The organism is Stenotrophomonas sp. ATs4, from assembly GCF_051861585.1.
In the GTDB taxonomy this organism is placed as follows: domain Bacteria; phylum Pseudomonadota; class Gammaproteobacteria; order Xanthomonadales; family Xanthomonadaceae; genus Stenotrophomonas; species Stenotrophomonas maltophilia_AS.
On record NZ_JBLYPK010000007.1, the window covers coordinates 17365 to 32367 of the forward strand.

Annotated in this window: 12 protein-coding genes; 7 read left to right on the forward strand and 5 right to left on the reverse strand. The window is 65.0% G+C overall.

Annotation, left to right across the window (positions count from 1 at the left end):
- Positions 1–61: 61 nt before the first annotated feature.
- Complete coding sequence (locus ABR323_RS13480; RefSeq protein ID WP_439449674.1) at positions 62–913, reverse strand: pirin family protein; 852 nt, start codon at positions 911–913, stop codon at positions 62–64.
- Positions 914–1128: 215 nt separating this feature from the next.
- Here ABR323_RS13480 and ABR323_RS13485 point away from each other — a divergent pair, with 215 nt between their 5' ends.
- The gene (locus ABR323_RS13485; protein ID WP_135274730.1) at positions 1129–3210 is read left to right on the forward strand and encodes a carbon starvation CstA family protein; all 2082 of its coding nucleotides are present in this window, start codon (positions 1129–1131) and stop codon (positions 3208–3210) included.
- Positions 3210–3434 (forward strand): YbdD/YjiX family protein, encoded by a 225-nt coding sequence (locus ABR323_RS13490; protein WP_135274731.1) that lies wholly within the window; start codon positions 3210–3212, stop codon positions 3432–3434. The genes ABR323_RS13485 and ABR323_RS13490 overlap by 1 nt, the downstream gene beginning before the upstream one ends.
- Before the next feature lie 257 nt (positions 3435–3691).
- Here ABR323_RS13490 and ABR323_RS13495 read toward each other — a convergent pair whose 3' ends face one another.
- Positions 3692–4942, reverse strand: a complete 1251-nt coding sequence (locus ABR323_RS13495; protein WP_439449675.1) for a DUF819 family protein — start codon at positions 4940–4942, stop codon at positions 3692–3694.
- A gap of 135 nt (positions 4943–5077) precedes the next feature.
- On the opposite strand from ABR323_RS13495, the gene ABR323_RS13500 reads away from it, so the two are divergent.
- Entirely contained in the window at positions 5078–5467 is a 390-nt protein-coding gene (locus ABR323_RS13500; protein WP_135274733.1) for a VOC family protein, read from the forward strand.
- Between the two features lie 86 nt (positions 5468–5553).
- Here ABR323_RS13500 and ABR323_RS13505 read toward each other — a convergent pair whose 3' ends face one another.
- Together ABR323_RS13505 and ABR323_RS13510 are read right to left on the reverse strand one after the other, a co-directional pair.
- Positions 5554–6837, reverse strand: coding sequence for a sensor histidine kinase (locus tag ABR323_RS13505; protein WP_135274734.1), 1284 nt, complete (start codon positions 6835–6837; stop codon positions 5554–5556).
- Positions 6824–7537: a response regulator transcription factor gene (locus ABR323_RS13510; protein ID WP_439449676.1), complete on the reverse strand. Its 714-nt coding sequence runs from the start codon at positions 7535–7537 to the stop codon at positions 6824–6826. Before ABR323_RS13510 ends, ABR323_RS13505 begins: the two co-directional genes overlap by 14 nt.
- 112 nt (positions 7538–7649) lie before the next feature.
- Between ABR323_RS13510 and ABR323_RS13515 the strand changes: the two genes are divergently transcribed.
- The 4 genes from ABR323_RS13515 (at position 7650) to ABR323_RS13530 (ending at position 14441) form a co-directional block, all read left to right on the forward strand.
- The gene (locus ABR323_RS13515; protein ID WP_439449871.1) at positions 7650–9371 is read left to right on the forward strand and encodes an ArnT family glycosyltransferase; all 1722 of its coding nucleotides are present in this window, start codon (positions 7650–7652) and stop codon (positions 9369–9371) included.
- Positions 9372–9482: 111 nt separating this feature from the next.
- The gene (locus tag ABR323_RS13520; protein WP_135274737.1) at positions 9483–10250 is read left to right on the forward strand and encodes a phosphatase PAP2 family protein; all 768 of its coding nucleotides are present in this window, start codon (positions 9483–9485) and stop codon (positions 10248–10250) included.
- Positions 10247–11896 (forward strand): phosphoethanolamine transferase, encoded by a 1650-nt coding sequence (locus ABR323_RS13525; RefSeq protein WP_439449677.1) that lies wholly within the window; start codon positions 10247–10249, stop codon positions 11894–11896. Before ABR323_RS13520 ends, ABR323_RS13525 begins: the two co-directional genes overlap by 4 nt.
- A gap of 580 nt (positions 11897–12476) precedes the next feature.
- Complete coding sequence (locus ABR323_RS13530) at positions 12477–14441, forward strand: M2 family metallopeptidase (RefSeq protein WP_135274739.1); 1965 nt, start codon at positions 12477–12479, stop codon at positions 14439–14441.
- 119 nt (positions 14442–14560) lie between these two features.
- Here ABR323_RS13530 and ABR323_RS13535 read toward each other — a convergent pair whose 3' ends face one another.
- Positions 14561–14953: a hypothetical protein gene (locus ABR323_RS13535; protein ID WP_439449678.1), complete on the reverse strand. Its 393-nt coding sequence runs from the start codon at positions 14951–14953 to the stop codon at positions 14561–14563.
- Positions 14954–15003 lie beyond the last annotated feature (50 nt).

The window sequence follows — 15003 nt, forward strand, 5'->3', positions numbered from 1 at the left end:
CTGGCCGGCAAACGCCTCGATCCCGATCAAAAGAGGTTGCCGGCCAGCGGCCGGCACTACCTCAGAACTTGCCTTCCTGGAAATCGACGAAGGCCTGCATCAGTTCCTGCCGTGTGTTCATCACGAACGGGCCGTGCCGCATCACCGGCTCATGCAGCGGACGACCCGCAACCAGGATCAGACGTGCACCTTCGCTGCCGGCCGAGATATGCAGCTGTTCGCCACCGCCCAGCACCGCCAGTTCCTGGCGCGCAACGTCGCGTGCCGCATCCTGCTCACCCACCGTCATCGCCCCTTCGAACACGTAGGCGAACGCGTTGTGGCCTTCCGGCAGCGTGTAAGTCCAGGCGCGATCCGGCGCCAACGAGATGTCGAGATAGAGCGGATCGGTGGCCGGTTGCACGATCGGGCCATCGGTGCCATCGACACGGCCGGCGATCACCTTTACCTCCACGCCAGCTTCCGGCTGCACCACGGGAATGCGCTCGGGCGCGAATTCCTGGTACTTCGGGTCGGTCATCTTGTCCTTCGCCGGCAGGTTCACCCACAGCTGGAAACCGCGCATCTGCCCGCTTTCCTGCTCGGGCATCTCCGAATGCACCAGGCCGCGGCCGGCGGTCATCCACTGCACACTGCCCGGGGTCAGCAGGCCTTCGTTGCCGTGGTTGTCGCGGTGCCGCATGCGCCCGTCGAGCATGTAGGTAACGGTCTCGAAGCCGCGGTGCGGGTGTTCCGGGAAGCCAGCAATGTAGTCCTCGGCACGGTCGGTGCCGAACTCATCGAGCAGCAGGAACGGATCCAGGTCAGGCAGCGTCGGGCCGCCGATGACGCGGGTCAGGCGCACGCCGGCACCGTCGGAGGTGGGCATGCCACGGATGGTCCGCAGCACGCGGACCGGTTCGGGAAAGCTCATGGCGACTCCTGTTGGATGGATGCCAGTGAAGATGGACGCCACACCGCCGCACGCCAATGGATGGCTCCGCAACCGATTGTTCCATCCTTGATGTTCGCTGCATGTCAGCGACCCTGCCGTACGACCAAAGTACTAACGCTGATTCGTCCTGTGCCAATTGACCCTGTCGAGGGCACGCGGGACTCTTTGTCTGTCTTTCCGGGAGAGAGCACCTCATGAAAGGGTTTTCCAAAATAGGCTGGGCGGCCCTCGCCCTGCTCGGCGCATTCTGTCTGGGCACCGTGGCCCTGCGCCGCGGTGAACACATCAATGCATTGTGGATCGTGGTCGCGGCGGTATCGCTGTATCTGGTGGCTTACCGCTTCTACAGCCTGTTCATCGCCAACAAGGTGATGCAGCTGGATCCGACCCGGGCCACTCCGGCGGTGATCAACAACGATGGTCTGGACTACGTGCCGACCAACAAGCACGTGCTGTTCGGCCACCACTTCGCCGCCATCGCCGGCGCCGGCCCGCTGGTCGGCCCGGTACTTGCCGCACAGATGGGCTACCTGCCCGGCCTGCTGTGGCTGGTGGTCGGCGTGGTGCTGGCCGGCGCGGTGCAGGACTTCGTGGTCCTGTTCCTGTCCAGCCGCCGCAACGGCCGTTCACTGGGTGATCTGGTGCGCGAGGAAATGGGCCAGGTCCCCGGCACCATCGCGCTGTTCGGTGCCTTCCTGATCATGATCATCATCCTGGCGGTGCTGGCGATGGTGGTGGTCAAGGCACTGGCAGAGAGTCCGTGGGGCATGTTCACGGTCATCGCAACGATGCCCATCGCGCTCCTGATGGGCGTGTACATGCGTTACATCCGCCCCGGCAAGATCGGCGAGATCTCGGTGGTCGGCCTGATCCTGCTGCTGGCCGCGATCTGGTACGGCGGCAAGGTTGCCGCTGACCCGGTGTGGGGCCCTGCCTTCACCTTCACCGGCACCCAGATCACCTGGATGCTGATCGGCTACGGCTTCGTCGCCTCGGTGCTGCCGGTGTGGCTGCTGCTGGCGCCGCGTGACTACCTGTCCACCTTCCTCAAGATCGGCACCATCATCGCGCTGGCCATCGGCATCCTGGTGGTCATGCCGGAACTGAAGATGCCGGCACTGACCCAGTTCGCCGCCAGCGGCGACGGCCCGGTGTGGAAGGGCGGCATGTTCCCGTTCCTGTTCATCACCATCGCCTGCGGTGCGGTATCCGGCTTCCACGCGCTGATTTCCTCCGGCACCACCCCGAAGCTGCTGGCCAATGAAGCGCACATGCGCTACATCGGCTACGGCGGCATGCTGATGGAATCGTTCGTGGCGGTGATGGCACTGGTAGCCGCATCGATCATCGATCCGGGCATCTACTTCGCAATGAACAGCCCGGCCGCCGTGATCGGTGCCGATGCAGCCTCGGCGGCGCACTACATCACCAACACCTGGGGCTTCACCATCACGCCCGAGCAGCTGACCGCAACCGCGGCGGCCATCGGTGAACCCACCATCCTGCATCGCGCCGGTGGTGCGCCAACACTGGCAGTCGGCATCGCGCAGATCCTGCACGAAGCCATTCCCAGCAGCAGCGACGCGATGATGGCGTTCTGGTACCACTTTGCGATCCTGTTCGAAGCACTGTTCATCCTGACCGCGGTTGACGCCGGTACCCGTGCCGGTCGCTTCATGCTGCAGGACCTGCTGGGCAACTTCGTGCCGGCGCTGAAGAAGACAGAGTCGTGGACCGCCAACATCATCGGTACCGCCGGCTGCGTCGCGCTATGGGGCTACCTGCTCTACACCGGCGTGGTCGATCCGTTCGGCGGCATCCAGACGTTGTGGCCGCTGTTCGGCATCTCCAACCAGATGCTGGCCGGCATCGCGCTGATGCTGGGCACGGTGGTGCTGTTCAAGATGAAGCGTGACCGCTATGCCTGGGTCACCGCGGTACCGGCGCTGTGGCTGCTGATCTGCACCACCTATGCCGGCTTCATCAAGATCTTCGACAGCAACCCGGCGCAGGGTTTCCTGGCGCAGGCACACAAGTTCCAGGCCGCCATTGCCAGTGACACCATCACCGCCCCGGCCAAGTCGGTGGCACAGATGAAGCAGATCGTGGTCAACGCCTACGTCAACACCAGCCTGACCGCGTTGTTCCTGCTGGTGGTCGGTGCGGTGCTGGTGTATTCGATCAAGACCATCCTGGCGGCGCGCCGCAATCCGCAGCGTAGCGACCGCGAGACCCCGTACGTGGCGCTGAAGCCGCATGAAATGGTGGATCTGTGATGAGCACCCAACTGGTTCCTGCCGGTCAGTACCAGGCGCACCGCCGCATCTGGCGGCGTCTGGTGCAGACCGCCCGCCTGTGCTGCGGCATTCCTGATTACGACAACTACGTCCGGCACATGCTGGAAAAGCATCCGGACCAGCAGCCGATGGACTACAAGACGTTCTTCCGCGAACGTCAGGAAGCGCGTTACGGCGGACGCAACGGTGGTCGCTGCTGCTGAAGTTCGAGGTGGTGCCGGGCTTGCAGCCCGGCGCCCCATCGCGGGCAGCACACTGGTGATGTCCGGTAGAGCCACGCCATGCGTGGAAGAGATCTGTCAGATACCGAATCGAAAAAGGGGGCAGATTCTTACTTGAATCTGCCCCCTTTGTTGTTCATGCGTGCCGATGCATTTCATCCACGCATGGCGTGGATCTACCGTGTCGCCCCAGGTCGACACCTGCCAACGGCAGCGCGAAGACGCCCGGCCCGCAACCCTCAGGCACCGGCCATCCACTTCAGGATCAGGCCGGTGACATAGGCCAGTCCGGTGCCGGTGGCATAACCCACCGTCCCCAGCAGCACGCCCACGGGCGCCAGCGTCGGATGGAACGCCGCTGCCACCACCGGGGCAGATGCCGCCGCACCGATGTTGCCCTGCGAACCAATCGCAAAGAAGAACAACGGCGCGCGCAGCAGCTTGGCCACCACCCACAGCACCAGCACGTGGGTTGCCATCCAGATCGCGCCAAGCAGGAACAGCCACGGCCGATCCAGCAGCGACAGCAGATTCATCTGCATGCCGATGCAGGCGATCAGGAAGTACAGGAACACCGTGCCCAGCCGCGAGGCGCCCGCTGCTTCCAGCCGGCGTGCACGGGTGAAGCTGAGCGTCAGGCCCATCGCGGTGGACAGCAGGATCACCCACACGAACTGGCTGTCCAGGCTGAACTGGCTGGCCCAGCTGACATTGGCCTTGAACCAGCCCGACAACGGCGCAGCGATCGCATGGGCCAGGCCGACACCACCCAGCGCCACGCCGACGATCACCATCAGGTCGGTCATGCTGGGAATGCGTGCGTTCTGTGCCTCGTAGGCACTGATGCGTGCCTTCATCTCGTCGATGGCACGAGTGTCGGCACCGTTGCGGGTATCGATCTGCTGCGCGCGATTGGCCATGAACAGCAGGATGGCCATCCACAGGCTGGCGCAGGCCACATCGACCACGGCGAACTGGCCGAAGGTGGTGGCATCGGTACCGAACACTTCGCGCATGGCGACCATGTTGGCGCCGCCACCGATCCAGCTGCCGGCCAGTGCAGCCATGCCGGCCCAGGTATCACCGGCCACCGTCTCCGGATGGATCAACTTCATCAGCTGGAACGAGACGATGGCACCGAGCATGATGCCGGCGGTACCGGCGCAGAACACGATCAGCAGCTTCGGGCCGAGCTTGGCGATGCCCTTCAGGTCGATCGACAGGGTCAGCAGGACCAGCGCGGCCGGCAGCAGCACGTCGCGCGCGACCGGGTTGTACAGCGACGTGTTGTGGCCATCGATGACACCGGCGGTGTTGTAGATGGCGGGGATGAAGTAGCACAGCAGCAGTGCCGGCACCCAGGCGAAGATCTTCTTCAGCAAGGGCGTCGGTCCACTGGCAGCCCAGAAGATCAGGGCCAGGGTGGCGGCAATCAGGCCCAGGCCAACGATATCGTTGCTGATCAGGGCAGTAGCGGGTTCGGTCGGCATGGGATCCTCTGTCGATCGAAAGAGCGGAGAAAAAAAAGCGCCGCATAAAGCGGCGCAGGTCGAGATTAACATTGTCTTCACGCCGGGTCATGCTGCAGTGCTGACCACACCCTCATTCCCTCAGGGAGCGCTCTCATGCAGCTTGGCGCCTTTTCGGTCAGCCTCTCGGTGAAGGATCTTGCGGTTTCCCGTGCGTTCTACGAGGCGCTCGGGTTTTCGGTCACCGGCGGTGACCCGGCGCAGAACTGGCTGGTGATGCGCAGCAACGGCACCGTGATCGGCCTGTTCCAGGGCATGTTCGAGGGCAATCTGTTGACCTTCAACCCCGGTTGGGACCAGCACAAGCAGGAACTGCCCCGGTTCCAGGACGTGCGTGAGCTGCAGTCCGAGCTGGATGCCAGGGGCATCGAGCTGGCGGTCCGTACCGATCCTGATGGCCAGGGTACCGGCTACCTGCAGCTGGCCGATCCCGATGGCAACGTGATCCTGATCGACCAGCACGTTGAGCGGCCGAACGGGCGGTAATGCGGACGGCCATTGCGTGGGTAGGCGTCGACCTTGGTCGACGGACAGCATGCCAACCAAGGTTGGCATCTACCAGGACGGCCGGTTCAGGCCGGACGCGAGGCACCGAAGTCCAGGGTGACACGCGTTCCGCGCGGCTCGCAGGGCTGCAGCTGCAGGGTCCAGCCCAGGTGCTCGCACAGCCGCGCGATCAGGTCCAGCCCGATGCCGCCGCGATCGGTTCGCTCCCCCCGCGCCATCCGCGCATGGATCGCTGCGATCTCCTCGGGGCTCATGCCATGTCCCGGGTCCTGCAGGGTCAGCACCGCAGAAGAGCTCAGCCGCAGCTCGATATGGCCACGCCCACTGTTCTCGATGGCATTGCGCAGCAGATTGCCGATCGCCGCCTGCACCACCGCCAGCGGCGCAACAATGTCCACCGGTGCCGCTTGGATACCGATGCTCAGGTCCTTGTCGCCCAGCAGGTGTCGATGATCGTCAACGATCTCCGGCAGCAGCTGGTCCAGCGCGATGCGTTCGGCACGCGAGGCCAGGCGAACCGGATCCCGGGCCAGTACCAGCAGCAGCTCGATCAGCTGCTCCACACCCTGTGCCGTACGCAACACGCGCTGCATCTGCTGGCGCGCACGTTCGGGCAGGCCAGGCTGCTCCAGCGCCAGTTCGGCGGCACCGGTCATCACCGCGATCGGCGTGCGCAGTTCATGGCTGGCCGTGCTGATGAACACCCGCTCGCGTTCGACGAACTGCTCGTTGCGGTCCAGATAATCGTTCAGTGCACCGGCAATCGTGTGCAGCTCGGAGCTGCCGCGTGGGTCGACGTCGATGCGTTGACCCTGCGCCCCGGGACGCAAGGCGGCAATGTGCTGTGCCAGCAGGCTCAGCGGGCGCACCATCCGCTCCATGCCGAACGAGGCCATCAGCACAGTTACGAAGATCATGATCACGCCCGCCAGCATCACCCAGCGCGTGGCGAATTGCTCCAGATCGTGGAAGTCGGAGATGTCCAGCGCCAGCGCCACCCGCCCCATCGATTGAGTCTCGCGCACCATCACCGCCATCTCGCGGCCCTTCACCATTACTCCGTCATGCAGCCCGGGATGCAGGATACGCAGGCTGTCGGGCAGGTTGACCGCATCGAAGCGATAGAGGCTGAGCGTGTCCGAATCCTGCCAGCGGTAATGCGGCTCGTGTTCGACATGCTCGACGATGCTGTCCAGTTCGGAATTGAGCAGCGCGCGCCAGGCAGCGTGCTCGGCATGCTCATGCACGTAATTGCCGACGCTGAACACTGCCAGTGACAGCAGGGCCAGATACCCCAGCAACCACCACAGCACGCGCCGGTACAGCGGCCCGGGCTTACGCGCCTTCATCAGGATCCTTGCCGGCGTCGCTGCCGGTGGTCACAGCCAACCGATAGCCGACCCGCGGCAGGGTATGGATCAGCTTTTCGCCGAATGGCCCATCGACGCTGCGGCGCAGTTCGTAGACATGCGAGCGCAACAGATCACCATCCGGCGGCTCGTCGCCCCACAGGGCGAACTCCAACTGCTGTCGGGTAACCGCACCCGGGCTGGCCCGCATCAGCACTTCCAGCAGCTTGCGGCAGGCCGGGTACAGGTGCAGCACCTGGCCGTCACGCTGGGCCTCCAGCGTCGCCAGATCCAGCACCAGGTCGCCAACCTGCAGCCGTTTGCGCGGATTGCGCCCCTGCGCACGCAGCAGCAGGGCCTCCAGCCTCACCTCCAGCTCCGGCAGGGCAAATGGCTTGGTCAGGTAGTCATCGGCACCGGCGCGGAAGCCGGCGATCTTGTCGGGCAGCTCATCGCGCGCGGTCAGCATGATCACAGGCACCTCCGAGGCATGCTCCGCGCGCAGCCGGCGCAGCACCTCCGGCCCCTCCATGCGCGGCAGCATCCAGTCCAGGATCACTGCATCGTAGGGGTGGCTGCCGGCCAGATGCAGGCCGGTGATGCCGTCCGGGGCCACGTCGAGCACGTGCCCGCGCGACTCGAAATAGTCGAACAGGTTGGCCACCAGTTGGCGGTTGTCCTCGATCACCAACAGACGCATGCACGAAACATCCACGGAAGTTCGTAGCATGGTAACGCTGCCCATGTCGGAATGCGGTCGCCCTGCCCCGTTCTGACGCTTTTTCCACCTTTGCCACCCCAGAGTGGCTGTTTTGCTCCCGGAGCCTGCCGTGCCCGTAGCCCTTCCCCGCCAATGGCGCCTGCCCCTGTTGTGGCTGCTGATCATCGCTGCACTGGCAGCGGGCATCGGCCTCAGGCAGCCACAGCCACCGGACGAGCCACGTTTCGTGCTGGCGGCCAGGACCATGGTCGAAAGCGGGCAATGGCTGTTGCCGCACCGGGGCGGCGAGCTCTATGCGGAGAAGCCGCCGGTGTTCATGTGGCTGCAGGCGGTCGCCTACGAGGTGGTCGGCAGCTGGCAGTGGTCGTTCCTGTTGCCATCACTGCTGGGCGCCCTGCTCAGCCTGTGGCTGGTGTCAGATCTGGCACGGCGATTGTGGTCACCGCGGCATTCCGTCTATGCCTTGGCCGCGCTGTTCTGCACCCTGCAATTCGGGTTGATGGCCAAGCGCGCGCAGATCGACATGGCGCTGGTGGGCATGACCACCGTGGCCCTGTGGGGGCTGATGCGCCATCTGTGCGAACGCCGCAATCTGCCTGCGCTTTGGCTGGCCGGCTTTGCTGCCGGGCTGGGTACGGTGACCAAGGGTGTGGGCTTCCTGCCGCTGCTGATGGTGCTGCCCTGGTTCGGCTGGTGGCTGTACCAGCGCCGTCGCGGGCACCGTGTGGAGGGTTCACATCCTGCCACCCTGCTGTGGCTGATTCCCGCGTTCCTGCTGGGCGTGGGCGTTTGGCTGGCGCCGCTTGGCTGGGCCCTGCTGCATTCACCCAGTGCCGAGCTGCAGGCCTATGCACATGAACTGTTGTTCAAGCAGACCGGCACCCGCTACGCCAATGCGTGGCACCACCGGCAGCCGGTCTGGTACTACCTGCAGGTGATCCTCACGCTGTGGCTGCCCGGTAGCCTGCTGCTGCCGATACTGTTCAACCCCTGGTGGCGCCGCCTGCGCCGTGGCGACCTCCGGCAGTGGCTGCTGCTGGGCTGGGCCCTGCTGGTACTGGTGTTCTTCAGCGCCAGCCCGGGCAAGCGCGAGGTCTATCTGCTGCCGATGCTGCCGGCAATGGCATTGGCCGTAGCACCACTGCTGCCGGGCCTGCTGCGTCGGTTGTGCGTGCGCCGCTACCTGTTCGGCTACAGCCTGATGCTGATGCTGGCCACCGGCGTGCTCGGCGTGATGTTGATGACCGAACATCCTTGGGCGGTGGCACAGCTGGAACGCCGGGCCATGCCCGACACCCTGCTGCCGGTGCTGGGCGACGGTCTGCTGACCTTTGCCATTGCCTTGGCCACGCTGATCGTGTGGCTGCGGGTGCGTCGTGCCGCAACGCTGGTGCTGCTTACCCACGGCATGCTGTGGATGCTCTACGGCCTGGTGCTGATCCCGGCGCTGGATCCGTATGCCTCGGCCTCCGCACTGATGCGCCGGGTCGGTGCACGGATCGGCCCCGACGCCGAACTGGCCCTGGTCGCCTGGCGCGAACAGAACCTGTTGCAGGCCGACCGGCCAGTGCGCGAGTTCGGTTTCAAGCGGCCCTGGGCCGAGCAATGGCATGACGCCGGCCCGTGGCTGGCCGAGGCGCCGGACAAGCGCTGGCTGCTGGTGCTGGATGATGCGATGAGCCCGTGCGTGGACCTAGGCAAGGTGATCGATATCGGTGTTGCCAACAGGAATCGTTGGCAACTGCTTCCAGGTACGGCGTGGGACCCTCAGTGCCATGCCGAACGAACCGGGTCGACCGCCGAAGAAGACTGAACGTTGGCACGCGCCGGGCAGACATTAACCCGGCACGAACGAGCGTCCGACCCTTCTCCGACATCCAGGTGACGAGCATGACCGCGGATTCCCGAACCGCACTTTCCCAGCATGCCCGTCCGTCCCCTTGATTCGGTAGCGCCGCTTGCGACATCGCCACTGGCGTCACGATTTGCCGTAACCCACTTCTGGCTGCCTGTCGCAATTGGTCTGCCCCTGTTTACGCTGCTGATGGGATTCGGCGGCGATCAATGGGTGGCCGATCACCTGTTCCGCCTTGAGGGTGGCCATTGGGCACTGCAGGACGCGTGGATCACCCGCTCACTTGTGCACAAGGCTGGCAAATGGCTGAGCACGGCAGCAGCGCTTGTGGCGATTCTGCTGTGCTTCCACCACTGGCGTAAGGGTCGCGATCGCACCCTGCGGTGGGCGCTGCTTTATGTCGTAATTGCCATGGCGCTGGGGACCGGCGTGATCTCTCTGCTGAAATCACTGGTGCCGATGGAATGCCCCTGGGACCTGCTGCGCTATGGCGGCAACCAGCCCTTCATCGGGCTTTTGACCGTGCGCCCGACCGGCATGTCGCCCCAGGCCTGCTTCCCGGCGGGCCACGCCAGCGCCGGTTACGCCTGGCTCTGCCTGTACTTCTTCGCGCTGCTGTGGCGTCCTGCCTGGCGCTGGGCCGGGTTGTGGATCGGCCTCGGCGCCGGCCTGGTGTTCGGCATCAGCCAGCAGCTGCGCGGCGCCCACTTCCTCTCCCATGACATGGCCACTGCAATGATCTGCTGGCTGCTTTCGCTGGGCCTGTACCTGATCGTCAAACGCGTCCTGATCCGCCGTCAGCTGGACCGTCCCAACCGCCAGGAGGCAAACGCATGAGTGCATCGGTCCAACGCCCCGCGCGCCTTCCTGCGTTGGCAAGTCTTCGTCGCTGGCGTCCGCAGCTTTCCACCGAAGCATTGATCACGCTGACCAGCCTGTTCTTCGCGGTAGCCGGCAACGGCCTGTTCTGGCACAGCGCGATGGCCAGCCATCCGGGCAGCCTGCGCTACGCGCTTTCGCTGCTGCTGCTGCTGCTGGGCGCACACGGCCTGCTGCTGGGCATCCTGGTCTGGCGCTGGAACGCGAAGGTGGTGATCAGCGTGCTGCTGCTGGTGACCGCGTTCGCCGCGCATTACATGAGCCGCTACCACATCTATCTGGATGCGGACATGCTGCGCAACGTGCTGGCGACCGACCCGAAGGAAAGCCGCGAGCTGATGACCGTGTCGCTGCTGTGGCCGGTGCTGCTGCTGGCGGTGCTGCCGATGATCGTACTGTGGCGCGTGCAGCTGCGTCGCCGCAGCTGGGGCCGCAGCCTGCTCTGGCGCATCGCCTTCCTTGTGGTAGCGGCAGTGACCGCCGTGGGCGGCGCGCTGATCTCGTTCCAGGATGTTTCGGCGCTGATGCGCAACCAGCGTGAAGTGCGCTACCTGGCCACCCCGGCCAATGTGCTGCTGGGCATGCCGCGTGCACTGCGCGGAGACAATCCGGTGCAGCGCGCACCCAAGTTGCCGATCGGTGCCGACGCCAAGGCGACGCCACGCGCCCCGGCCAGCAAGCCGCGCCTGCTGGTGATCGTCATGGGCGAGACCGTGCGCGCGCAGAACTGGGGCCTCAACGGCGGCCGCAACACCACCCCGGAACTGGCCCAGGCCAGCGTGGTCAACTTCCCTGACATGCATTCGTGCGGCACCAGCACCGAGGTTTCGTTGCCGTGCCTGTTCTCGCCGTGGGGCCGCCATGACTACGACGAAAAGAAGATCCGCGCGCACCAGTCGCTGCTGCACGTATTGAACCGCGCCGGCATCGCGCCGTTGTGGCGTGACAACCAGTCCGGCTGCAAGGGCGTGTGCGAGGGGCTGGACTTCCAGTCGCTGTCCGATGCCACCACGCCGGGCCTGTGCGCCGATGGCCGCTGCATGGATGAAATCCTGCTGCAGGACCTGGCCACCCAGGTACGTGCGAAACCTGGCGACCGCGTGGTGGTGCTGCACCAGCTGGGCAACCACGGCCCGGCTTACTTCGAGCGCTACCCACCTGCATTCCGTCGTTTCACCCCGACCTGCGACACCCGTGACATCGGCCGCTGCTCGCGCGAAGAGATCACCAACAGTTACGACAATGCCGTGCTGTACACCGATCACTTCCTGACCAAGACCATCGGCACGCTGCAGGGCATGCAGGACTACGACACGGCGATGATCTACCTGTCCGACCACGGTGAGTCGCTGGGCGAGAAGGGCCTGTTCCTGCACGGCGTGCCCTACGCGATTGCCCCGGCCGAGCAGACCCGGGTGCCGATGACGATGTGGTTCTCGCAGGGCTTCGCCAGCAGCCGCGGGCTGGACCTGCAGTGCGTGCGCAAGCGTTCGGCGGCGTATACCGACCACGACAACCTGTTCCCGTCGGTGCTGGGCCTGATGCAGGTGAAGACCTCGCTGTACGAGCGTGATCGCGACGTGTTCGCCAACTGCGAAGGCTGAGGGTTGTTCGGCAGGGCTGCGCCCTGCACCCGCCGAGGCCACTGCACAAGCAACGGCAACAGCAGAAGCAGGCATTCCGTGGTTTGGCGGGGCGGTGTCGGAATGCGGGGACGCCGCAAGTACGTCCATGTAGGCTTGGCAGCCGCATCCATGCGGCTGACACCCCGCACTCCGACACCGCCCCACCTCTGACAGTTTTCCGGTGTCTGGTAGATCCACGCCATGCGTGGATGCTCTTCGAATTCAATCCGAGATATTCGATTTCGATGAAGATTGATCCACGCATGGCGTGGATTTCCAACAGGTCGCGGTCAATTGTCGAAGGCGGGGTGGGTCCGGTTGCGGGGGCGTGAGCGCCATGGATGGCGCGACCGAGCCTCCATGGACGGATTTACGGCGTCCCCCGCAACCGGACACGCCCCGCCAAACCACGGATAGTCCGCTGTTGCTGTTGCTTCGGCTTTGCCGTTGCTTGAAGGCCTCTGCGGGTGCCGGGCGCCGCCCGGCCGACTTCCGCCACTTGCGGTGGCAGCGACGGCCCACTAGCCTTCGGCCGTCGTTCACCACCCAAGGACCGCCCGTGAAACACCGTCATCTCCTGCTGGCCTCGGCAATCGCCGCCGCCACGCTGGCCCTGGCCGCCTGCAAGAAGGAAGCTGCCCCAGGCACCGACACCGCCAGCAGCAGCGCGCCGGCCGGCGAAACCGCCGACCAGTTCGTCGCCCGCATCAATGCCGAATTCAAGGCGGCCTACCCGGAGATGACCTCGGCGCAGTGGCTGTCCTCCACCTACATCAATAGCGATTCAGAACGCATCGCAGCCAAGGCCAACGAGCGCTCGCTGACCCAGCTCAACAGCTGGATCGAACAGGCCGCCAAGTTCGACGGCAAGCCGATGAGCGAAGACAGCAAGCGCGCGATCCACCTGCTGAAGCTGATGTCGTCGATGCCGGCACCGCGCGATCCAGCCAAGCTGGCCGAACTGACCCAGATCGCCACCCGCATGGAAGGCAGCTACGGTGCTGGCAAGTACTGCACCGACGCCAACGATCCGAACTCCTGCCGCCAGCTGGGCGAACTGGAGCAGGTGCTGGCGCGCAGCCGCGATTACGACAAGCAGCTCGACGCCTGGCAGGGCTGGCACAGCACCACCAAGAGCATGCGCGGCGACTACCAGAAGTTCGTCGGCCTGGTGAACGAAGGTGCCAAGGGCATGGGCTTCACCGATGCCGGCCAGATGTGGCGCAGCGGCTACGACATGCCGCCGGAGCAGATCGGCCCGGAAACCGACCGTCTGTGGGAACAGGTCAAGCCGATGTACGAGCAGCTGCACTGCTACGCACGCGGCAAGCTGGACAAGACCTACGGCAAGGACAAGGCCGAAGTGGGCAACGGCCTGATCGCCGCGCACCTGCTGGGCAACATGTGGCAGCAGGACTGGTCCAACCTGTGGGACCAGCTGGAACCGTATCCGGGTGCCGGCAGCCTGGACATCACCGCTGCGCTTGAGAAGCAGTACCAGACCAACCTGAGCGCAGCGCTGGCCAAGGCCGGCAAGGACGCCAACGTGGCCGCGCAGTACAAGGCCCAGCGTGAGGCCGAGCTGCGTACCGCCAAGCAGATGACCGAGCGCGCGCAGGACTTCTACGTGTCGCTGGGCATGCCGTCCCTGCCGCAGTCCTATTGGGAAAAAACCCAGTTCATCAAGCCTGACGACCGCGACGTGGTCTGCCACGCCAGCGCCTGGGACATGAACATGGAAGGCGATGTGCGCACCAAGATGTGCATCAAGCCGAACGAAGAGAACTTCACCACCATCTACCACGAGCTGGGCCACATCTATTACGACCTGGCCTACAACCCGCTGCCGCCGCTGTTCCAGGGCGGTGCCAACGATGGCTTCCATGAAGCGATCGGCGACACCATCGTGCTGGCGATGACGCCCAAGTACCTCAGCTCGATCGGCCTGGTCGACGCACCGACCGAAAGCCGCGAGGCGGTCATCAACAACCAGATGCGCATGGCCCTGTCGGGCGTGTCGTTCCTGCCGTTCGGGCTGATGATCGACCGTTGGCGCTGGGGCGTGTTCGATGGTTCCATCACCGCCGACAACTACAACAAGGCGTGGTGGGACCTGAAGGCCAAGTACCAGGGCGTGGCTCCGGCCAGCACCCGCGGTGAAGAGTTCTTCGATCCGGGTGCGAAGTACCACGTGCCAGGCAACACCCCGTACACCCGCTACTTCCTGGCGCGCATCCTGCAGTTCCAATTCTACAAGGGCCTGTGCGATGCCTCCGGCTACAAGGGGCCGCTGCATGAGTGCACCTTCTACGGCAACAAGGAAGCCGGCCAGAAGTACTGGGCGATGCTGAGCAAGGGTGCCAGCCAGCCGTGGCAGGCTACGCTGAAGGAACTGACCGGTACCGACAAGCTCGATGCCGGCCCGATGATCGAGTATTTCAGCCCGGTCAACGCGTGGCTGAAGCAGCAGAACGAAGGCCAGATGTGCGGTTGGCAGGCCAACGCGGCTCCCGCGGCGAAATGAGAAAAGGGGCGGATCCGCGAGGATCCGCCCCTTTCTGGTAGTGCCGGCCGCTGGCCGGCAACTGCACGGTGGAAATCCAACGGGCAGCCGGCCAGCGGCCGGCTCTATCGCAACAGCGATCAGCTGTTCTTCTTCGCGGCCATCGCCGCAGCCAGTGCGGCCTTGAATTCCTCGAAGGTCTGGCCCTTTTCCTTCGCTTCGGCCTGAGCCGCATCGCGCAATGCATCGGAGTACACAAGACGTACTGGCGTACCCTTGCGTTCGTGCAGTTCGCCGGCCTGCATGATCAGGGCAAGCACCTGGGCAGCGCTCTCGCTCTGGCCCGCGATGCGGCCATCCATGCCCAGCACCCATTCGCCATCTCTACGCACGACACCGGCCAGCAGGGTGCGCTGCGCGTCGCGCAGTTCGGCATGCGGCTCCACCGGCGAGGCCTGCGCGGCAGCCTTGTTGGCGGCCTGCTTTTCCTGGCGACGGCGCTGGTCGCGGCGGATCTTGGAGCTGGTGGACATGGTGCGGTACCGCTGCGAGGGGGGCGCAAGGATAACGCACCCCGCCCGCA